Origin of the sequence: Motilimonas pumila (assembly GCF_003596335.1) — a bacterium.
GTDB classification, from domain to species: Bacteria; Pseudomonadota; Gammaproteobacteria; order Enterobacterales; family CBDFNC01; genus Motilimonas; species Motilimonas pumila.
Window position 1 is genome coordinate 15,197 of record NZ_QZCH01000033.1, and the last position, 20,308, is coordinate 35,504.

A 20,308-nucleotide genomic window follows, 5' to 3' on the forward strand; every position below is an offset into this window, starting at 1 on the left:
TATTAAATCCTAAGTTGTTGTACGCAGTTAATGCCAGTTAGATCATTTTGGCAATCGTTTTTATAGATTTTTTCTTCTCAATCCCGCTTTCATCAAGGCTGTTTTTTACGGCTGCGCCAGTAATTGTGCATTGCCGCCCATTGCTGCGGTGTTATCACTGACGCAGGTTTGACTGCAAAAACCAATCAGAAAGTCTGGTAATAACATGCAGTTAGATAATTGCTGAGGAGCATATATATTCACATGGCGTATCGGCGCGCCCTGAACTTGGCAATGCAAGGTGTTCGAGGGGGGATTTTGTTCGCTGATGCCAACGACCCCTGCCAATATTTGCGCGTCTAATAGACGCTGCATACTTTGTGAACAGGTGATTTGCAGTAAGTATTCTGGTAACTGCTTATGTAATGAAATAAGTAGCAGTTTATGCCAGTGTTGCAATTGGCCGTTATAGCGCATGATAACGCTATTTCCGGCCAACATTGCCGCGCAGCTGAGCAGCAACAGCTGGCAAAAGGCATGATCACTGCCTCGCTCGTCAAGATCGGCTACCAAATAGATACCTTGGCCAGTCGTCTTTAGGCTATTTGTTTCTCCGGTGGGGCCAGGTAACACCTGGTCGGATAAATGGCGTTGCGCCATTAAACAAAAATATTGTAATTGTTGTTTAAGTTGTAAAACACATTGCTGTGCTTGCGCCGTGTCTTGAGTCAAAGACAGCTTATGCAACGCTTTATGCCAGCAAAGCAGCACCGCGACCCTTTGCTTTAAGGGTTGTTGTGCCCAGTGCTGAAACTCGTTGTTTGCGTTATGCCAAAGTGTTTCCATTGCTGCCTCCAGCTTCTTTCATTGGTTGCTCAGCGCTGCCCAGTGTAAGCAGTTCAGCAGAGCTGCAATATTGCTGGCTAAACGCAGTAAGGTAATGCGGGCCGCCTGCTTTTGGGCCCGTGCCGGACAATCCTTTGCCGCCAAATGGTTGCACTCCTACTACTGCGCCTGTTTGAGCTTTGTTGAGATATATATTACCCACTTGCAAGCGCGAGCTAAGTTGGTTCATCAAGCTTTGATTACGGCTGTGAATGGCACAAGTTAAACCAAAACCTGAATCATTAATGGCGCTGACCAAGTCATCTAACTGGCTTTTCTTAAAGCGGTGAACAAACAGCACTGGGCCAAATATTTCTTCTGATAGTTGTTGCAGTGTAGGGAGTTCAAACAAACTGGGAGCCATAAAGTGACCGTTTAAATTGGCATCCATCGGTGTGCGAAACAGCAACTGCCCAGCTTGCTCAAAAGTGGTTAACTGGCGCTGGATTTTTTCCAGTGCTGCTGCATCTATCAGCGGGCCAATATCGGTGCTTATCTGGTCAGCTGGGCCGATGTTTAATTCAAGCATCGCCCCTTGAATTAATACCATCAGTGCCGCGGCGATGTCTTCTTGCACGCACAAAATCCGTGTTGCAGAGCAGCGTTGTCCAGCAGAGTAAAACGCGCCACTGATAACGTCAGCAGTGACTTGTTCTAAGTGCGCGGTGCTGTCGACAATCATGCAGTTGATGCCCGCCGTTTCGGCGATAAGCTGCGGCGGTTGTGCGCCGATATGCTGGGTCAGCTGCTGTTGAATACTCTTTGCGCTTAGCAGTGAACCGGTAAATGCAACGCCAGCTAACTCAGGCTGCTGGCACAGCCACTGGCCTTGCGCTGCATCGCCTAGGATAAGCTGCAAGGCGCCCAAAGGAACGCCTATCTTATGCATCAAAGTGATAGCTTCATACGCTATGACGCAAGTTTGTGGTGCTGGCTTAACCACCACGCAATTACCACTGACCAATGCCGCACAAACTTGTCCTACCAAGATTGCTAATGGAAAATTCCAAGGACAGATACAGACAAATACGCCTCGGCCTTGACGCTCAAAAGTTAAATGTTGCCATGGCTCTACGCCATATTCTGTTTGCCAAAGTTGTTGGGCTTGCGATGCGTAATAGCGACAAAAATCGACGGCTTCACGCACCTCATTGACTGCATCGGCAAGGGTTTTTCCTGCTTCTATTTGACAAAGCGCGACAAGTTTAGCCATTTGTTGTTCTAGCTCGTCAGCTAAGGCGTTGAGTAGGCCTGCTCTGGTGTTGATATCTTGAGCGTGCCAGTGAGGCCAATATTGCTCGGCTTGCTGGATGGCGAGTTGGCATTGAGTTTCATCCGCGTAGCTGACTTCAGCCCAGAGCAAGCTGGTATCGTAAGGACAATATCGAGGGTGGCGAGCACTTGGCTGATGCTCTTGTCCTTGCACCAGAGAACGTGCGATCCACTGTTTTTGAAAGTATGGCGCCATCGCGGTCAGTAAAGGCGCTCTTTCAGTGGCAACTTGATAGTTTACGCCAGCTGAATTGGTGCGCTCTGGCGCAAAGATTTGCGTCGGCAAAGGCAGAGGTGACGCTGGCTGTTGCTGGTGGGCATTAACAGGGTGGCGAATCAGATCGTCAATGTTACATTCTGGGTCGCTGAGTTTATGCACAAAAGAATTGTTAGCGCCATTTTCCAGCAGTCGTCGCACCAGGTAGGGCAGTAGTTCCTGGTGTTCACCAATGGGAGCATAAATTCGCGTATATTGCTCGGTCACGACTTCTTGGTACAGGTGTTCACCCATGCCGTGTAATCGCTGAAACTCATAATGATGGTGGCTCGCCATGATTTGAATCGCGCAAACTGTTTGTGCATTGTGCGTCGCAAACTGTGGCCATAAAAGGTCCCTTACTGGTTCACTGAACAAGTATCGAGCGCAGGCCAAGTAGCTAATATCGGTCGCCGTTTTTTGCGTAAATACTGGATAACCGGATAGGCCTAGCTGCTGGGCATGCTTTATTTCACTGTCCCAGTAGGCTCCTTTTACTAGGCGCACTGGAATAATGTCTCGTTGCTGTTTAGCCAAGGCTGCCAACCAAGCTAAAACCGGTATGGCTCTTTTTGAATAGGCCTGTACCGCGAGCCCTAATTGTCCCCAACCCTGCAATGATTGCTCTTGGTAAATACTTTGAAAGAGAGTAAGGGTTAGAGCCAAACGGTCCGCCTCTTCAGCATCTATAGTAATAGCAACATTTTGCGCGCGGGCGAATTGCAACAGGTTTAACAGTCGAGGCTGTAAATTGGCCATCACTTGTTCTGTATGCAGCTCATCGAAACGACAATATAACGCTGAAAGCTTTACTGAAATACTATGGCGTTGAGCCACACTGAGCCCTTTGTTTGCGTCAGCCACCGCGGCAATGGCTGCGCGATAAGCGTGTTCGTATTGTAAGCTGACCGCATTGGTCAACGCGGCTTCACCGAGCATATCAAAAGTGTAGTTATGCTTGGGCAGAACGGGTTTGGACAAGGCTTGACCGATAGTGCTGCCTAACACGTAATGTTGCGCCATGACTTTCATTGCTTGGCGAATAAGTTGCAACATGACCGGCGCACTTAAGCCATGTAAGAGCCCCTTAAATATACGGGTGATACTGTTTGATTGTTGATCAAAGCTCACCAACTTGCCGGTGAGCATTAAGCCCCAAGTGGATGCATTGACGAGCAAGGAGTCTGATTGTTGTATGTGTTGCTGCCAGTTAGCCTGGCTAAGTTTATCTTGCAACAAGGCTTGTGCACTGGCTTGGTCTGGGATCCGAAGTAATGACTCAGCGATGCACATTAATAACACGCCTTCTTGGCTGCTAAGGTTATATTCTTGCATCATTGCTTGGGTTAAAGGTAAGTGGTGCTGCCCCCTGACTTTGGCGACGAGGGTGGCAGCCAAATGTTGGCTATTATCTGCTTCCCAATCGTCGGCACGGGCGTAAGGTGCTAATTGAGAGATAAGACTCGCTTCTGGGGCGAGGTAGTAGTCGTCAACTGCTTGCCAGCAAGCACTGGGTGATTGCTGCAAGTATTGCGGCGCAAAAATATCGTCGATGGTGGCCAACGGACACTCTCCTTGGTTCGCAAAGTGACTACTCTATAGGTATAGTGCAGGATGCTCTGCAGGGCGAGCAGAGCGGGCCTAAAACAATAATTTTTAACATCTTTTGTTACAAAAATGGGATTCAATAGGAGGAAGTATGGCAACCATGGCGCGACATTATTGGCAAGTTCGAGGGATGTTAGCTGGGGTTATGGTGATTTGGTCACTGCCGGCGCAGTCGCTGGAAACTTTGCAAGACCCCTACCAAGAGCATTATAACGCTTGTGTCAACGCTGCGGGCGGTATTAATAATGCAGTGGTCATGCGCTGTGGTTCAGCAGCTTCGGATCTGGCGCAGTCGGATATGACCCAAATGGTGAAGATGATTGAACAACAAATAGCGCAATCTTCCCCTGAAAAGGCTCGCACCTTTAGCCTAGGGCAAGCTGCTTGGGTTAAATACCGTGATAACCATTGTCAGCTCATGACAGATTATGTTGGCTCGCCGATGGAAGCGTATTGCCCTATGTCTTTAAATGGCATAAGGGTTCAGGAGCTAAAGGTACTGGCTCAGAGCATGGGGTTGTTGAAATAGCGGTATTGGGGCGAATAAAACCACCTGCGGCGATTTACATGCCGCGCGGTAGTAACAATAAACAGCAGTGTACGAATTGAGCCTATTTGGCTTTTTTCGCAGCCCAGTCTGGCTTGCCTTTGGCTTTTTGGCTCTTCTTTTTTTGTTTTGGCTTTTTCGCTGCTTTGCTGGCGTTGGTTACGACGCGTTTTTTCTTTGCGGGCACCGCCGCTTCTTTATTTTTAGGTTTTAGATCCGCGATCACTCGGCGTTTAATCGGCTCTTTCATGTAGCGCTCGACCTTGCCTAAGATTTCTACGTCATGAGCTTCAACTAATGAAAGCGCAACTCCTTTGCGTCCACCGCGCGCGGTGCGGCCGATACGATGCAAGTAAATATCTGCCGTGCGGGGCATATCATAGTTAATGACGTGGCTGATTTCAGGTACGTCAATACCGCGAGCCGCGACATCAGTGGCCACAAGCACATTCACTTTACCGGTTTTAAAACGCATGATGGCGGTCGTGCGCTTGGCTTGTTCCATCTCACCGCGCAAGAAGCAACATTTTATGCCTGCTTCTTCGAGCTTACTAACGAGCTCAGTCAGGCGGTCGCGGGTTTTGACAAAAACCACCGCGTGCTGCACTTCTTCTTTTTTAAGCGTAGCGACCAATAAGTTAAACTTATGCTCAGCGTTGTCAGCAAGGTGCACCCATTGCATAATTTTACCGCGCTCACTGCGAGGCGCTGCAGCATGTACCTGCTCGGGTTCCTTAAGTACTTGAGCCGCAAATTTATTGAGGCCACTGCCTTCTAAGGTTGCCGAGAATAAAAAGGTTTGTTTACGCCAGCGCGCTTCTTCAGCAATTTTTTCCATGGTGCCTATGAACCCCATGTCTAGCATGCGATCCGCTTCATCTAAGACCAAGATTTCAATTTCTCGACAATCAAACGCTTCTTCTTGAATGTACTCCATCAAGCGACCAGGCGTGGCAACCACCAGATCCATATTTTTGGTGAGCACAGCTTCTTGGGTTTCATAGCTGATCCCGCCAATAATGGCGCCCACTTTAAGCGACGTATCTTTCGTCAGTTGATTGGCTACTACTTGAATTTGCACCGCCAGCTCACGAGTTGGCGTTAAAATGAGTACTCGTGGCGAGCCCGGTTTACGACGCGGGAAGTTCAGCATATGCTCGATTGCCGGCAATAAAAACGCCAAGGTTTTACCTGTGCCGGTCGCTGAGCTAGCCATTAAATCTTTGCCATCTAAGGCATGAGGAATCGCCTCTTGCTGAATTGTGGTGGGTTTTTCTAACCCCATTTGTTGTAACGCGGTGATGAGTTGAGGATCAAGCTCAAGGTCAGCAAAAGACATAAATCATTCCAGTGTAGCGGTTGGTGGAACCGGATTATAGAGGATAACGTTGCGCTTGGGTACACAGAGTTAAGCATATAAAAAACGTTTTAGCACCGCGCAACGCATTGCTTATGTCGATTGATTTTTTGATCAGCACTAAGGAGATTGCCAGCAACCCCCTTAAAATGCGCCAAACCTTGGTATACTGCCTGTTTTACACTGTTTCAACCATTACGGGGCAACGACTTGTTATGACTGCGCCAATTCCTTCTCGCTCCTGTGCCGTAGCCACAGCTGGCTCGACTAAATCGCCTCAAAAGGCCACGGGCTTTAGCTTCAAACAATTCCATATTGACCACGACAAGTGCGCCATGAAGGTGGGCACAGATGGCATTTTACTGGGAGCGTGGGCACCACTAACAGGGCCAATGAAGATACTCGACATCGGCACAGGCAGCGGCCTGATTGCCCTTATGCTAGCGCAACGCGCAAATAAAGATGGCAGCTTGATTGATGCGATAGACATAGAGGGAGACGCGGTTATTCAGGCTAAACAAAACGTTGCTAACAGCCCTTGGCCTGCGCAAATCAACTGCTTTTCGCAAAGCTTGCACACTTTTGCTGGCGAGGCGGCTCGCCAGCAAGATTATCACCTGATCGTCAGTAATCCGCCGTATTTTGAGAGTGGCCAACAATTAGCTTGCCAAGCGCGGCAAACGGCGCGCTTGACCGATGAGTTAGACCATATCACTTTGTGTCACTTGGCGATGGGGCTCCTTAAAGAGCAAGGTTCGCTGTGTTTGGTGTTACCGCATCAAGCGGCGATGGTGTTATTGCAGCAATTAACCCATAACGCAGGCTTAATGGTGCCAAACCGAGCGGGTCAGGCCGCCGGTGATACCCCATGCGCTTGGCATTTGCTTGCACAAGTTGACGTATACACTAAAAACACACCGCAACAAATGGCACACCGCTGCCTATTGCAGTTGCAAAAACGGCCTTTAAGTGCAGCACCAAGCCTGACAAACACTCAACCCTCGTCGCTATTTATTCATGCCGACGGCGGTGGCTATTCCGCGCAATTTATTGCCTTAACCCAAGCCTTCTACCTAAAAATGTGACTCGCGACGGCCTTGTGGTGAAAAAATGCACAGATATATATAGATGCCCTAATTAATCTTGACGAGAAATTGACTTAAGCTGACGCCAGGTTCAATAGATGGAACACTTTTGAGTATGTCGACACGCTTAAGTAATACAGACGTCCTGGGTTTAGGTTTTATGACCTTTGCCTTCTTCCTTGGCGCCGGAAATATCATTTTTCCGCCCCTTGCTGGCGCCCAAGCGGGCACGGCCATGCTACCTGCGATGTTAGGTTTCTTGGCTACTGCGGTAGGTTTACCTTTGATAACCTTGTTAGCTGTTGCCAAAGCGGGTGGTGGCATCAGTGTTATGTCTAAGTATCTTCCAGCCGGTATTGCCACTGTGTTTGCCCTTGCCGTATATATAGTGATAGGGCCAAGCTTTGCGACCCCAAGAACGGGCCTAGTAGCATATGAGATTGGTGTGCAACCATTTCTCGATGCGCCAGGTGCAGGCTCATTGGCCGTTTTTTCTGTGGTATTTTTTACCATTGCGGGAGCACTGGCTATTAAGCCGGGCAAGCTGCTTGATTACATAGGCAAGGTGATCACGCCTTTATTGATTTTACTCTTGTTCGCATTAGCGCTTACCGTGACATTTGCTCCATTAGGCGAGCTCGGTGTTGCCAGTGGAGATTACCTCACGCACCCGTTTGTCAAAGGTTTCCAAGAAGGTTACAACACCATGGATACCTTAGGCTCACTGATTTTTGGCATGTTAGTCATCAATGTCATGGTGAGTAAAGGAGTCACAGCAAAAGCCGATATTTATAAGTACCTGATGATTGCAGGCACCATTGCTGCCACGGGGTTAGCTGTGGTGTACGTGTCTTTGTTTTACCTCGGCGCAACTAGCCAAGGCGTGGCACCAGGTTCAAGTAATGGCCCCGAAATTCTGACTTTATACATTATTGAATTGTTTGGCACACCGGGTTTGATTGCGCTTGCCTTTGCAGTGGTCATGGCGTGTTTAACGACTGCGGTAGGTTTAGTTTCTGCTATGGCAGGCTTTTTAAATCAGCTGCGACCGCAATGGAATTACACTTGGCTGGTGGTGATTAACTGCTGTTTATGTGCATTAGTGATGAACGTAGGCTTGAGTCAATTGATTGCGTTGTCGGTGCCTGTGTTATTCGCTATTTACCCGGTGGCAATTGCTTTAGTGGCTTTGACCTTGTGTAAAGATTGGTTGGGTAATAAAGCTTTGTCTTATAAGTTTGTGATGGTAGTTGCCTTGATGATGGGCCTGCTTGAGTCTATGAAAGCCATCGGTTTTGAAATGAGCAGCTTTAATTATCTGCCGCTGTTTGAAATTGGCATGGCTTGGTGTTTACCAACGCTAGTCGCCTTGCTTATCGCCATCTTTGGTTTTAAAAAGTCACCACAAGAAGCGGCGCTGGCCGCTGACTAAACGTGTTGAAATCAGTATTCAGTAAGCGCTACAGCGTAGTGACATAAAATGAGTTCTGGGTTTACACTTTTGCTTCATAGAGCCGCTCAATTTTATTGGGCGGCTTTTTTATGGCGTTGACTGGAGCACTTGTTGCAAGCTAGTCAGTAAGACCTCTCGAAACCATTGATGCGCAGGGCTTGACTCAGTGCGCTGGTGTTCATTTAAGTAGAGGTTGACCGCTGGAAAGTGGTCTTGCTTAAAAAAGTACACAGGGCGGTACTCGGTTTGATACAGAGGTTGCGTCAGTAGCATGTCTGAGGATACCAGCAAGCGCTCAGTGTTTTTCATCACCGTCAGCAGCGTGTGAAGCTGGCCGCTTTTAAAAGTGACGGTGCGGTGCATTTGTCTTTGTCGCAACATGTCGTCGATAGGGCTCTGCACGTCGACGTCGGAATGTATATCTAAAATTAGATCCACAAACTGATACGTTAAACATTGTGCCAGCGTGACCTTGCCCCTTGTGTGTTGCAGCAGAGGGTGACTGTGATGAGCGAAGATGACGCCTTCACTGGCGCCAATCAAGGTTGAGCTAAATTCATCTTGGCGGGTGGTGGGGGCCACATAAAGCGTAAAATCGACCAAGCCTTCTTTTAACTGCTGCTGCGGCGACATGCTCACAGGGTATTCAATAATACTGACGTTGGGTGCCAACTGAGCAACTTGACTCACTAAGGGCGAGATAAGGGTTGTGCTCATCAGTGGGGGAAGGGATATTTTGAACGTTTTATCACATTGGCTTGGTTCAAAGTTTGGGCTGTCTATAAGGCTTCCCGCTGCGAATAAAATCGCGTCGAGAGGTTGTTCGAGTTGCAGTGCTTTAGCGGTCGCTTGGAGGCCGTTGGCTTCACGAAAAAACAGCGGGTCATTAAATAAGGTGCGCAGTCGCTGTAAGGTCCGGCTCATCGCCGGTTGCGATATATACAGTTTTTCTGCCGCTTTGGTGACGTTTTTTTCTTTCAGTAACACACTGAGAGAAACCAGTAAGTTTAGGTCAACGCGAGACAGTTCTTGTTGCAGCGTTTTCATGATTATCTCTGCGAGATGGAAGACAGTTTTTTGATTGTATATGGCTAGCAAGTTTTTGCAGTAAATAAGTGATTGATTTGAGCGGTAGTGCAGTATGAAAATGCAGACTCAAAGGGGCTAAGCTATTGCCAGGTGTGGCAGAGCCATTGCCGAAAACGGCCAAGGGATGACTGAATTTGGGCATGATAAGCTAGCCGTTAGTATCCGTAACGGCTGGGAATTAACGGGGGCAATTTATTGGTTGATGGCTTGCTCTAGCTCGGTCAGTACTTGCAAAGCCCAATCGTTGATTCTTTGGTCTGACAAGTCGTATTGATTGTCTTCGTCTAAGGCCAGACCAACAAATTGATCGCCTTTTGGTGTCAGAGCTTTAGATGCTTCAAACTCATAACCTTGGGTTGAGGTGTAGCCCAAAAATATCGGTTGCTGGGGAGACAACTCGTCGTGCAGCATGCCTAACGCATCTTGAAACCATTGACCGTAACCTTCTTGGTCTCCCATGCCGTAAAGAGCGACAAACTTTCCTGTTACATTGATACCGTTCACTTGTTCCCATAGCTCTGCCCAGTCTTCTTGTAGCTCGCCATAATCCCAAGTGGAAATGCCCAAAATGAGCATGTCGTATTGCTGCGTGTCAGTTAAAGGGCAATCTTTGATGTTGTGTAAAGTCACCAGTTCGGGGCCAATTGCGTCGCGAATTTTTTCAGCTGCAATTTCGGTATAGCAGGTGGTGGAGCCGTAAAACAGTCCAATTTTCATTTTTCTTATCCAACATCTAACGTTAACCGCCATCATATCAAACATCCACTACTGTTAGCGAGTCACTAAGTGGGATAGGATAAGCCCATTATTGGTATGACTAGAGCCCAAATGAATCAGCTTGTTGAAGACTTTTTAGATGCGATGTGGTTAGAGCGAGGACTGGCCGAAAATACTTTGCAGTCTTATCGCCATGACTTAAACCATTTGGAGCAATGGGCAGACCAAAATGGGGCTAACTTACTGTTGCTTAGCCAAGGGCAGTTACAAGATTACTTAGCAGCACGAAAAGATGCTGGCTTCAAGGCCAGTTCGAGTGCACGTTTGCTGAGTGCTGTGCGACGTTTTTATCAATATTTACACCGTGAAAAGATGCGAGATGATGATCCCAGTGCGTTGATCATGAATCCAAAGCTGCCAAAATACTTGCCCGCAGACTTATCCGAGTCGGAAGTTGACGCTCTGTTAATGGCGCCAGATTTAGATGACCCGATAGGCCTGAGAGATAAAGCCATGTTAGAGCTGCTTTATGCCACGGGTTTAAGGGTGTCAGAGTTGGTTAACTTAACCACCGACTCAGTGAGTTTGCGCCAAGGCGTAGTGCGGGTGGTGGGTAAGGGCAATAAAGAGCGCTTGGTGCCCATGGGCGAAGAAGCCATGTATTGGATTGCGCGTTTTTTCAAAGAAGCCAGAGCCATTTTATTAAAAGAAACCAGCGCGGATGTGGTATTCCCCAGTAGCCGCGCCAGAGTCATGACAAGACAAACCTTTTGGCACCGTATCAAGCATTATGCCGTAGTGGCGAACATATCCACTCAGTTGTCGCCACACACTTTGCGCCATGCTTTTGCGACCCATTTATTAAACCACGGCGCCGATCTTCGCGTAGTACAGCTGTTATTGGGGCACAGTGATTTATCAACCACCCAAATATATACCCATGTGGCCGGTGAAAGACTCAAAGAATTGCATGAAACTCACCACCCTAGAGCATAAAGTGCTTGGGCTTTTTAAATAGCTGTGCATAATGCCTTAGACGAAACTTTTTTGGCCAAACCTCGGTCAATATGATTTCAACCCTGTTACTCAAGCTTTTTGGAGTTATTATGTGGAAAAAAACCTTGCTAGCTGCTGCCTTGTTAACCGGCCTTTCAGGTCAGGCTGTAGCGGAGACTACGGATGGTCAAACCAAGGAACTACAAAGCCAGCTTAGCTCAGCTCAAGCAGAAATCAGTAAATTACAAACTGCGCTAAATGAAGCTGCGCAAAGTAATGCTGATTTAAAAACCGAGCTGAAAGCCATTAAAGCAGATCACCCTGATTTAGAAAAAGCCAAGCAGCAATCGCGTCACTTTGAAATGATCCGTGAACAGTTAGAAAAACTGAACATCGAAGCGTTTAATATCAACCGTAGCCCGGTTCCGGGTTTATATGAAGTGAGCTCAAGCGCAGGCTTGATTTACTCATCGCCAACAGCCACACATTTGATGTTTGGTACTTTGTACAAGTCTGACGACACCAGTGTGATTAATCTTAGCGATCAAGCGCTTGCTGTGATTCGTAAAGAACGCATGGGTGAGTTTGAAAAAGACATGATTGTTTACCCAGCCAAAGAGGAAAAACACGTGATTACTGTGTTTACCGACACGGACTGTGGCTACTGCCGTAAACTGCATCGCGAAATGCAAGACTACAATGACCTCGGTATTACCGTGCGTTACTTAGCATTCCCACGCGGCGGTGAGCAATCAAAAACGTATCGTGACATGGTGTCGATTTGGTGTGCACAAGACAAGCAAGAAGCAATGGACATTGCTAAAAGCGGTAAATCTGTAGGCAGCAACACTTGTGAGAATACCGTATTAGCGCAATATCAATTGGGCGGCGCATTTGGTGTAAATGGTACCCCAGCTATTGTCTTGCAAGATGGCAGCTTACAACCAGGTTATGTCCCAGCAGAGCGCCTAAAAATGCTACTTGATAGCCAAAAAGTGCAATAATTTGCCTCTTTGTAACCATAAGGCGACCTGAGGTCGCCTTTGTTGTTTTTACCCCTGCTTGTTTATTTCGTCTGATATGAGCCCTTTTTATGCCTGAACTTCAAATATCTCGTCGCCCACGGGTGGATGACAGTCATTTGCCCGCTGAATTACATCCTGTATTGAAACAAATTTATGCAAGTCGTGGCATTAGCGACCCTGAACAGCTTAGCCTTGGAGTGGCGCAGCTGCACAAATACGATGGCATGAAAGGGGTGCAACAAGCCTGCGATTTATTACTCACAGCCATGACCCAAGAACAACGGATAATCATAGTGGGGGATTTTGACGCTGATGGCGCAACGAGCACTTCTGTGTGTGTGCTGGGGCTAAAAATGTTGGGTTGTCGCAATGTTGATTTCTTAGTGCCTAATCGCTTCGATTACGGCTATGGTTTGAGCCCTGAAACGGTTCAACTTGCAGCAGACATGGGTGCTGAGTTGATTGTCACTGTCGACAATGGCATCTCCAGTATAGCCGGTGTGGCTGCTGCCAGACAAATGGGCATTAAGGTATTAGTGACGGATCATCACTTACCCGGTGACACCCTGCCGGACGCAGATGCCATTGTTAATCCTAATCAAGGCGACTGCGGTTTTCCCAGTAAAAACTTGGCCGGGGTTGGCGTGGCCTTTTATTTGTTACTTGCGTTGCGCCAGCAAATGCAGCAACAAGGGTTGTTTAGCCAAACGCCGCCCAATTTAGCCAACTTGTTAGACATAGTTGCCCTCGGCACGGTCGCAGATGTGGTGCCCTTAGATCGCAATAATCGTATTTTAGTGCAACAGGGTATCAGCCGGATAAGAGCAGGGCGCTGCCGTCCCGGTATTCAGGCTTTGATTGAGGTTGCGGGGAAAAACCAGCAGCAGCTGGTGGCGTCGGACCTCGGTTTTTCCTTGGGGCCGCGCCTAAATGCAGCAGGCCGCTTGGATGAAATGAGCACTGGCGTGGCACTGCTGTTGTGCGACGATCTCCCCCAAGCGCGCAGCTTGGCGGTGGAACTAGATACCCTTAATCGCGAGCGCAAAGAAATCGAAACGGGTATGCAACAGGAAGCGATACGAACGCTGCAAAAAATTGAACTGAATGATCAAGACTTACCGACGGCAATTTGCTTATACCAAGAAGATTGGCATCAGGGCGTCATTGGCTTAGTCGCTTCTCGAATTAAAGAACGTTATTACCGCCCGACGTTGGCTTTTGCCAGCGCTGGCGATGGCCTGATAAAGGGCTCTGCACGTTCGATTCCAGGGATCCATATTCGAGACATGCTTGAACGTGTTGATAGTCAGCACCCAGGTATGATTACAAAGTTTGGTGGCCACGCGATGGCGGCGGGTTTGTCTCTAGCGCAAACGCATTTTGTCGAGTTTCAGCAGGCTTTGAATCAGGTGGTATTAGAGCATATTACTCCTGAAACCTTGCAAGGCGCGATTGTGACCGACGGCGAAATACCGGCTCAAGGTTTCAGCTTAGCATTAGCTGAGCAATTACGTTTTGCAGGTCCTTGGGGACAAGCATTTCCTGAGCCGATGTTTGATGGCAAGTTTAAGCTATTGCAACACCGTATTGTTGGCAGCAAGCATTTAAAAATGGTGTTAGAGCCAACCTCAGGAGGGCAAGCTGTCGACGCGATTGCTTTTAACGTCGACTTAGACTGTTGGCCAAATCCTTTAATTCGCCAGGTTGAGTTGGCATATCGCCTTGATATAAATGAGTTTAGAGGTAACCGCAGCGTGCAGTTATTAGTTGAACAAATCACGCCGGCTTAGCGTGTTGCTGAGCCTGTGATTGGAGCATCATGAGTTGTTCGCTTTCAACAATGCCAGCAATGTTGGCGGTGAGAGAATAACTTTAATCAAACTCCTGGGTTTTAGAGCAATAAAGACAAAGCAATACTTAACATAACAATGCCAATAATACCTTCTAACACTTGCCAGGCTTTCGGCTTGGCAAACAAAGGGGCTAAAAACTTGGCGCCATAACCCAAGCTAAAGAAAAATACCCATGACGCGGTAATGGCCCCCGCCCCAAACAACAGTTGTTGTGGTTGATATTGGGTGGAGATGGAGCCAAGCAAAATCACGGTATCAAGATAAACGTGGGGATTTAGCCAAGTAAAGGCCAAACACACGCCAACAGTTTTTGCCAGAGAGGCCTTTGCGCTGTTGTCGGTTGTGAGCGCATGGCGTTGGGTGAGCGCAGACTTGAAACTTAACAAAGCATAACAGGTTAAAAAGCCAGCTCCGCCGTAGCGTGCGAATGTTTCTATTTGTGGAAACTGTGCCACGATAGCGCCAAATCCTAATACCCCTAACGCAATTAACGTAGCATCAGAAAGCGCGCAGACTAAGCAGACTGCCAGTACATGTTGATTTTTAATGCCTTGCTTTAACACAAAAGCATTTTGTGAGCCGATGGCTAAAATCAAGGACAGGCCCAGTGAAAAACCGGCTATAAAGATGGACATAAAGCAAGCTACCTATTTGCCATAGTAAAATAGCAGTTATTCAATGTGGTGAGTCGTTGTGCCTTTAGAACAACCTAATTATGGTTATTCTGAAATAGATAATATCAGTTTAGGCTTTATTTAACCGCTAAAATTTGGCGGCGTCCAAGGGGGGAGAATAGCCGTATTCAACTCATTTAGCTTGGCGCATCACCAATGAAGATTAAGGAAGCGAGGTCACTAGGTTTACTAGGTGGACCTCTTACGGTCGAATTTGTCGAGATAAAATCGCGCTATTTGTGGTCAGCAGCTTGTGGTTTTAGTTATCTAAGCGAATATCGAATGACAAAGAGTAAAACGGTATCAACTGCACCCTTCGGGCTGCGTGTGCGGGTCATTTCAAGTACATTATCGGTTTCTTACGTAACATAACTGTGCCACAAAACCTGATTCCTGGATCAATACCCAACCATCACTGAAAAACTAGCTCGAAAGGCCAGCTTTCCCTGGGAGCGAGAAGATATTCGTTAACCTAGAGCGTTTTTATGATTTTCGCAGGGTTGCCACCAACCAGAGTGTTTTTGGGAACATTTTTGGTAACAACTGAATTGGCTGCGACCACTGAATTCTCGCCTATTTCAACGCCTTTTAAGATGAGTGAGTTCATACCAACCCATACATTTTTTCTGATTAAGATGGGAGCGCTCTCTGGTGGCAATCTTCGTTCTGCAATGTCAATGGATGTTCTGTGAGAGTCGTTATCCACTATTCGACTACCAGGACCGAACATACAATGTTCTTCAATGGTGACTTTTGTTCTACAGTGAATTCGGGTGCCATTTAATAGACAATTATCTCCAATTGTAATCTCGGAGTCTTTACAATGTGCTTGCAAGCCTGTTTTATAAGGCTCACCACCAGAGAAAGAGTTCAACTTAACGTTATGCCCAATTCGGATGTTGCCTATAGTGGTGAGCACAACTGATTTTCCTTTTAACTTTCTGCCATATGGAATACCTTTCATTTTTAATTTTGTTTTTAAAATTAAAAGCGAAGGTAAGTCCATTAACTTCATGATTTTCATGTATCTTCCTACGTATGTCTTTATGACTTATGTGTTTTAATCGGTTTTGATGAAAGGTGGAATGCTTCCTTTCAAATTGCTCACTATTGTCTTATCGCCACGGCATTTACCTCGTGAGAGTGCAATACAATAATGCGTGAATTGTATGGTATTTGTAGTTATGGTGTGTTGTGAATAAAGACTTAAAGTTGATTTTTTATTGTAACTTATTTGATGTTACGCTTGTGTGACGTTTGATCTAAACAATCCCTTGTTGCAGCGATTAAAAATAAACTCTCTAGGCGTTTAATATCGTCGGATTCTAAAAAAGACCTTGTGCGTAATTTGGCTACGAGGTATCCAACCAATATTTATACTTGAAATACTTGAGCTATGATCCCCAGCCAACAAGACTCTTTGCTTCGAGTCCACTTTTAAGACGCGCTTGATCATGTTTGGCAAACTTGGATGCTTCGCAATCACAAGCTCGCCTACCTGGATATTGAGAAAGTGAGAGTAAACTACAACAAAGTCACCATGGTGTAGGCTTGGCTGCATACTGGTGCCGGTGACTTTTAATAGTTTAAACATAGCGATCTATTTATGCAGATAGCTTAGGGTATATGACTACTTCTGCGGGTGGATAAGGGCAGGTCGCTTGGTAAACGGGAACGCCCTTGGTGAGCCAAAAAGCCTGAGCAAATTCGTTCACACTGTTCAGCAGTGCTAACGCATCTTCGCGGGCAATGCCTTGTTTAGCTTTTGAGGCTTGTAACATAATGGTGTGAACCAGCTCGCTCACCCCTTGCACTTGGTCAAATTGTGGTTGTTTAAAATAGTCCCCCCAGATCACGGCAATTTCTTGTTTCACTTTGATGCCATGGGCTTCTTTTTCACTAACCAAGCGTATTAATTGAGCATGATCTTTTACCGTCAATGCTTCTTTTTGATTAATCTCTTCAATTAAATCAACCATCCGAATGATGGTCAAAGCCGCGATTTGAGCGCCGCTTGGATCATAAATTTTACAAGGAATGTCGCAGTGAGCTGATACTTCAGATAAACCCAGTATGTTATCAAGCTGGCGTGTAAGTTGATGCAGCATGCTATTTCTCCGGTTGAGTTTTATTATGACGACGAAACAGCGTAATGCCGATCACAAGTGCAACACCGGCAACGGCTAACGCGGTAATTAAGTGTATTGGCTCGCTGGTCCAATGGCTATGATCATGGCCTTCGTGCGCCATCACTTGGCTGCTGGCCATTAAGCTTGTTGCTAAAGTTAGCCAAATAGTAGGTGTGTTGGTCATGGTGAGAGTCCTTTTTGATATATTTAAGTGCAAAGTCATTACCGACTTGAGGTATTAATGAGCTCGCAGTGCATGGAGTTGGTTATCTATTTGCCACAGGTGGTGTTGCAGTTGCTGGCTGTTGTCTAAGGCCATAAAATGGTGAGGGTAGTGTTGATTAAAACGCTGCCATTCCATTCTAATTTGTTGCACGCTACGTAATATTGCATGTTGTTGAAGCTGGCTTATGGGAGTGGGTAAGTTTTGAATGTCAGTGACAGTTTGCAATAAATATTCGCAGGCTTGTTGTGGCTGTTGCTGATAAATTGCGATGTCTGAAAGGTTAAATAAACACACCATCACACTGGCCAAAGCAGCTTCTGGATCCACCTTAAATTCTTCTTCTAATCCCTGCCTTGCTATCTTTAACGCGCATTTATTCAAACGTTTAGCTTCAACATAATCTTGTGTTGAAAATGCGTTAGTCGCCTTTAGCATAGTGATTTCCCACAACGACATAATCACTCCTATCGAATTTTTTATAAATGCTAATGCAAATAATAACTGTTATCAACCATGGTTGTTGCAGGGTTATATCGTAAAAGTCATGAAACTATGATTTAACTCTCAATAAAAACTGAATATTCTTTTGACATATTATGTCTCATTGGTTAATTTACTGAGTCCGTAAAGCACAAAATTAAAACTCATTTTTATAAAATTAACTCTTATCTTTGTATCCATTTTTTAGGTGAAAACATGCAGCGTTCTTTTAAATACTCCATTTTATCAAGTGCTTTATTACTCGGGCTTTCAGCGTGTGGTGGCGGTGGAGGAGGTGGTCAAGGTTTTACTGCGCCTGTTGTGGAAGCCCCCATTAGTGACAATTGTCCTGGTAATCTGACCTGTAACTTTTTAGCCGTGCCTAGAAACTATCAAGATGAATCTGAAGGAACGGTAAATATTCATTATGGAATCCACTTGGCGACGAACCCAGCAAGTCGTATTGGTACATTATTTGTCAATTATGGCGGCCCCGGTGGGGATGCTGTCCAGGCGACCAGCTATTACATTGATCAGTGGATACCGGCAGAGATTTTAGAGCGGTTTGATATTGTTGCTATGGATCCTAGAGGCGCTGGTAAAAGCGCATTTGTCCCAGAGATAACAGAGTGCGGACAAAAGCTTTATCAAGGAGATAATTGCCCAGAAGTGACTGTTAATATCGCCCCTGATATGGGGACTAATACCGTTGCTCGTGATATGGATTCTCTTCGAGCGCATTTAGGGGAAGATACGATAAGTTATTTGGGTTACTCATATGGTACCAGGTTAGGCTCTGTATACTCGAGTTTATTCCCCGAACGGATCCGTGCGTTAGTGCTTGATTCACCAGTGTCTCCTACAATTGGTAATGTTACTGGTTTGGCTTTTTCTCGAGTTGGCGCTTATGAAAGTATTGCCAAGTTTCGCTTGAACTCTGACCAACGCTTTCAAGCTTTAGAAGGCTTAGCACTGCAATATTCTGAAAGCGAAACGTATATTGCTGGAGATGGGGAGTCGTTATCTGCAGCTGAGGCGGCAGAAGCTATTACTCTGATGACTTCTTTGGAAGCTAGCGGTTATTGGCAAACCATTCAGTCTGGGGTATTTGAGCTTTTAGACAATAATAATGCGGCACTTTTGAAGTCACAACTACCAAAAGTGAATTACCCAACACTGGTAGCTGATGATTATCGATTTAATGCAATGTTCAAAGCTGTGATGTGTACAGATGAATCATCCCCCTTGAGTGCAAATGAAATTGATGCCATGTTCCCAGACTTTATGAATGAGTCTTTAGTGTTCGGATTAGTTGGATACGTTCAAACCTCGGAGTGTTACCAGTGGAATGGTGAGCAAGATCCTATTCCTGTTATTGAAAATATGGAGCAAGTATTAAGCGGGCAAAAAGTGCTACTGGTTGCTGGAGAATTAGATCCAAGAACGCCTTACTCGTGGGGTGTTCAAATGGAGAACAGCTATGGTGACAACGCCGCACTTGTCACAGTAACGGATGTAGTTGAGCATGGCTTCAGTTTTACTGGTTTTAGTTGTGTTGATAAGATAACGACTTCTTATTTAATCGACCCTAGCCAAGAGTTTAGCGATACTGCTTGTCCTGGAAACTTCCAAGGACGAAGTGCTATTGGTGATTTATCTAACCACCCAGTTAAGAAAAATAACCAAATACGAGAACAACTTAATAAATAATACTTTATTAAGCTTCTAGAGCCCCATGTTCATATTGGGGCTTTTTTATTTTGAAATCATATTGTTTACTGTTCGTGATGGTAGTTTGAACAATTTTTCTGTATTTACTCCGCTTACTTATCTTTAATATTCTATTTTGTGATATTTATTTTACATTTAATGTCGAAAGTTTTATTTCAATGCATTTTCACTAGAGCTATCTGAATGTGCCGAGCAACAGTTTGAAGGTGAATACTGTAGTGGTTTACAAACAAATATCTCCCCTTTTATTGGCACTCTCACGAATCCCCTCATAATTTCCAATAAAAACAATGAGTAGACGCGCATCGCTCATTCTGATCTAATGAATTTCGCCAAAAACACACCTTATCAAATGTATTTAATAGGAATACCTTACGATGCGCGACATTCAAATTCTACAACAAACACTGACAGAACAATGCCCTAATATTCACAAAAAACGACTGAGCTCTCTGATACTTGCCACTAAAAGCGTGCTCAATGGCGCTGATTTAACCTTAACCAAGCTTGGCAGAAAACTGGATTCCAACACCACGGTTAAGCATGCCATTAAGCGTGTCGATAGGCTGCTCGGTAACCCACATTTACACCGCGAAAAAGACTCCATTTATAAGTGGCACGCCCACTTAATTACACGGGCTAATCCCTGCCCTATTATTCTTGTTGACTGGTCTGATGTGCGCGAGCAACTTCGTTATATGACCCTTCGGGCGTCCATCGCACTCGATGGGCGTGCAGTCACGATTTACGAACAAGTCTTCGAATATAAGCACTATAATTCACCGAAAAGCCATCAAACATTTCTCGACCAGTTACAGAAAATCCTGCCAAAAGAAGCCAACCCAATCATCGTATCAGATGCAGGATTCAGGAATACTTGGTTTAGGCAAGTTCAAGAAAAAGGTTGGTTTTGGATCGGCAGAGTACGAGGCGAAGTATCATTAAA

19 protein-coding genes are annotated in these 20,308 nt (G+C 45.9%); 8 read left to right on the plus strand and 11 right to left on the minus strand.

What is annotated here, in order from left to right:
- Positions 1–105: 105 nt before the first annotated feature.
- Positions 106–825, minus strand: coding sequence for a hypothetical protein (locus D1Z90_RS17975; protein ID WP_119912181.1), 720 nt, complete (start codon positions 823–825; stop codon positions 106–108).
- Entirely contained in the window at positions 806–3,955 is a 3,150-nt protein-coding gene (putA, locus tag D1Z90_RS17980) for a bifunctional proline dehydrogenase/L-glutamate gamma-semialdehyde dehydrogenase PutA (RefSeq protein ID WP_119912182.1), read from the minus strand. Before putA ends, D1Z90_RS17975 begins: the two co-directional genes overlap by 20 nt.
- 136 nt (positions 3,956–4,091) lie before the next feature.
- Here putA and D1Z90_RS17985 point away from each other — a divergent pair, with 136 nt between their 5' ends.
- A complete protein-coding gene (locus tag D1Z90_RS17985) occupies positions 4,092–4,529 on the plus strand; it encodes a lysozyme inhibitor LprI family protein (RefSeq protein WP_119912183.1) in 438 nt (145 codons plus the stop codon).
- Positions 4,530–4,611: 82 nt separating this feature from the next.
- On the opposite strand, the gene srmB is transcribed toward D1Z90_RS17985, so the two are convergent.
- Positions 4,612–5,886 carry an ATP-dependent RNA helicase SrmB gene (gene srmB / locus D1Z90_RS17990; RefSeq protein WP_119912184.1) on the minus strand — a complete coding sequence of 425 codons (1,275 nt, stop codon included), beginning with the start codon at positions 5,884–5,886 and terminating at the stop codon, positions 4,612–4,614.
- Positions 5,887–5,999: 113 nt separating this feature from the next.
- Between srmB and D1Z90_RS17995 the strand changes: the two genes are divergently transcribed.
- A complete protein-coding gene (locus D1Z90_RS17995; protein WP_119912185.1) occupies positions 6,000–6,989 on the plus strand; it encodes a tRNA1(Val) (adenine(37)-N6)-methyltransferase in 990 nt (329 codons plus the stop codon).
- Between the two features lie 115 nt (positions 6,990–7,104).
- On the plus strand, positions 7,105–8,421 hold the full coding sequence (brnQ, locus tag D1Z90_RS18000; RefSeq protein ID WP_119912186.1) for a branched-chain amino acid transport system II carrier protein: 1,317 nt from the start codon (positions 7,105–7,107) through the stop codon (positions 8,419–8,421).
- Between the two features lie 108 nt (positions 8,422–8,529).
- On the opposite strand, the gene D1Z90_RS18005 is transcribed toward brnQ, so the two are convergent.
- Complete coding sequence (locus tag D1Z90_RS18005) at positions 8,530–9,489, minus strand: LysR family transcriptional regulator (RefSeq protein ID WP_119912187.1); 960 nt, start codon at positions 9,487–9,489, stop codon at positions 8,530–8,532.
- Positions 9,490–9,723: 234 nt separating this feature from the next.
- Positions 9,724–10,248 (minus strand): flavodoxin FldB, encoded by a 525-nt coding sequence (fldB, locus tag D1Z90_RS18010; protein WP_119912188.1) that lies wholly within the window; start codon positions 10,246–10,248, stop codon positions 9,724–9,726.
- A gap of 111 nt (positions 10,249–10,359) precedes the next feature.
- Here fldB and xerD point away from each other — a divergent pair, with 111 nt between their 5' ends.
- The 3 genes from xerD to recJ all read left to right on the plus strand — a co-directional run bounded on the left by xerD (position 10,360) and on the right by recJ (position 14,059).
- The gene (gene xerD / locus D1Z90_RS18015) at positions 10,360–11,244 is read left to right on the plus strand and encodes a site-specific tyrosine recombinase XerD (RefSeq protein WP_269777050.1); all 885 of its coding nucleotides are present in this window, start codon (positions 10,360–10,362) and stop codon (positions 11,242–11,244) included.
- Between the two features lie 110 nt (positions 11,245–11,354).
- A complete protein-coding gene (gene dsbC / locus D1Z90_RS18020) occupies positions 11,355–12,248 on the plus strand; it encodes a bifunctional protein-disulfide isomerase/oxidoreductase DsbC (RefSeq protein ID WP_158587184.1) in 894 nt (297 codons plus the stop codon).
- A gap of 89 nt (positions 12,249–12,337) precedes the next feature.
- Positions 12,338–14,059 (plus strand): single-stranded-DNA-specific exonuclease RecJ, encoded by a 1,722-nt coding sequence (gene recJ / locus D1Z90_RS18025; protein ID WP_119912191.1) that lies wholly within the window; start codon positions 12,338–12,340, stop codon positions 14,057–14,059.
- Between the two features lie 101 nt (positions 14,060–14,160).
- On the opposite strand, the gene D1Z90_RS18030 is transcribed toward recJ, so the two are convergent.
- From D1Z90_RS18030 to D1Z90_RS18060, 6 genes are all read right to left on the minus strand, one after another.
- Positions 14,161–14,757, minus strand: a complete 597-nt coding sequence (locus tag D1Z90_RS18030) for a LysE/ArgO family amino acid transporter (protein WP_119912192.1) — start codon at positions 14,755–14,757, stop codon at positions 14,161–14,163.
- Between the two features lie 511 nt (positions 14,758–15,268).
- Entirely contained in the window at positions 15,269–15,820 is a 552-nt protein-coding gene (locus tag D1Z90_RS22005) for an acyltransferase (RefSeq protein WP_119912194.1), read from the minus strand.
- A 285-nt stretch (positions 15,821–16,105) separates the two neighbouring features.
- Positions 16,106–16,390, minus strand: coding sequence for a S24/S26 family peptidase (locus D1Z90_RS22095; RefSeq protein ID WP_119912195.1), 285 nt, complete (start codon positions 16,388–16,390; stop codon positions 16,106–16,108).
- Positions 16,391–16,400: 10 nt separating this feature from the next.
- Positions 16,401–16,904, minus strand: coding sequence for a superoxide dismutase, Ni (sodN, locus tag D1Z90_RS18050; RefSeq protein ID WP_119912196.1), 504 nt, complete (start codon positions 16,902–16,904; stop codon positions 16,401–16,403).
- A 1-nt stretch (position 16,905) separates the two neighbouring features.
- A complete protein-coding gene (locus D1Z90_RS18055) occupies positions 16,906–17,109 on the minus strand; it encodes a hypothetical protein (protein ID WP_119912197.1) in 204 nt (67 codons plus the stop codon).
- A 54-nt stretch (positions 17,110–17,163) separates the two neighbouring features.
- The gene (locus D1Z90_RS18060) at positions 17,164–17,607 is read right to left on the minus strand and encodes a DUF2753 family protein (protein WP_119912198.1); all 444 of its coding nucleotides are present in this window, start codon (positions 17,605–17,607) and stop codon (positions 17,164–17,166) included.
- Between the two features lie 240 nt (positions 17,608–17,847).
- Between D1Z90_RS18060 and D1Z90_RS18065 the strand changes: the two genes are divergently transcribed.
- Both D1Z90_RS18065 and D1Z90_RS18070 read left to right on the plus strand, forming a co-directional pair.
- The gene (locus D1Z90_RS18065) at positions 17,848–19,341 is read left to right on the plus strand and encodes an alpha/beta fold hydrolase (protein WP_119912199.1); all 1,494 of its coding nucleotides are present in this window, start codon (positions 17,848–17,850) and stop codon (positions 19,339–19,341) included.
- Between the two features lie 398 nt (positions 19,342–19,739).
- The coding region (locus tag D1Z90_RS18070; RefSeq protein ID WP_119912200.1) for an IS4 family transposase at positions 19,740–20,308 on the plus strand (569 nt) is incomplete at its 3' end.

Bases quoted from the DNA above. Each gene is read 5' to 3' on its own strand.
- D1Z90_RS22005 (WP_119912194.1), bottom strand. From the start codon at position 15,820: ATGAAAATCATGAAGTTAATGGACTTACCTTCGCTTTTAATTTTAAAA.
- brnQ (WP_119912186.1), top strand. From the start codon at position 7,105: ATGTCGACACGCTTAAGTAATACAGACGTCCTGGGTTTAGGTTTTATG.
- D1Z90_RS17985 (WP_119912183.1), top strand. From the start codon at position 4,092: ATGGCAACCATGGCGCGACATTATTGGCAAGTTCGAGGGATGTTAGCT.
- fldB (WP_119912188.1), bottom strand. From the start codon at position 10,248: ATGAAAATTGGACTGTTTTACGGCTCCACCACCTGCTATACCGAAATT.
- sodN (WP_119912196.1), bottom strand. From the start codon at position 16,904: ATGCTGCATCAACTTACACGCCAGCTTGATAACATACTGGGTTTATCT.
- D1Z90_RS18055 (WP_119912197.1), bottom strand. From the start codon at position 17,109: ATGACCAACACACCTACTATTTGGCTAACTTTAGCAACAAGCTTAATG.
- xerD (WP_269777050.1), top strand. From the start codon at position 10,360: ATGAATCAGCTTGTTGAAGACTTTTTAGATGCGATGTGGTTAGAGCGA.
- srmB (WP_119912184.1), bottom strand. From the start codon at position 5,886: ATGTCTTTTGCTGACCTTGAGCTTGATCCTCAACTCATCACCGCGTTA.
- D1Z90_RS17995 (WP_119912185.1), top strand. From the start codon at position 6,000: ATGTCGATTGATTTTTTGATCAGCACTAAGGAGATTGCCAGCAACCCC.
- recJ (WP_119912191.1), top strand. From the start codon at position 12,338: ATGCCTGAACTTCAAATATCTCGTCGCCCACGGGTGGATGACAGTCAT.
- dsbC (WP_158587184.1), top strand. From the start codon at position 11,355: ATGTGGAAAAAAACCTTGCTAGCTGCTGCCTTGTTAACCGGCCTTTCA.
- D1Z90_RS22095 (WP_119912195.1), bottom strand. From the start codon at position 16,390: ATGTTTAAACTATTAAAAGTCACCGGCACCAGTATGCAGCCAAGCCTA.
- D1Z90_RS18065 (WP_119912199.1), top strand. From the start codon at position 17,848: ATGCAGCGTTCTTTTAAATACTCCATTTTATCAAGTGCTTTATTACTC.
- D1Z90_RS18005 (WP_119912187.1), bottom strand. From the start codon at position 9,489: ATGAAAACGCTGCAACAAGAACTGTCTCGCGTTGACCTAAACTTACTG.
- D1Z90_RS18060 (WP_119912198.1), bottom strand. From the start codon at position 17,607: ATGTCGTTGTGGGAAATCACTATGCTAAAGGCGACTAACGCATTTTCA.
- D1Z90_RS17975 (WP_119912181.1), bottom strand. From the start codon at position 825: ATGGAAACACTTTGGCATAACGCAAACAACGAGTTTCAGCACTGGGCA.
- D1Z90_RS18030 (WP_119912192.1), bottom strand. From the start codon at position 14,757: ATGTCCATCTTTATAGCCGGTTTTTCACTGGGCCTGTCCTTGATTTTA.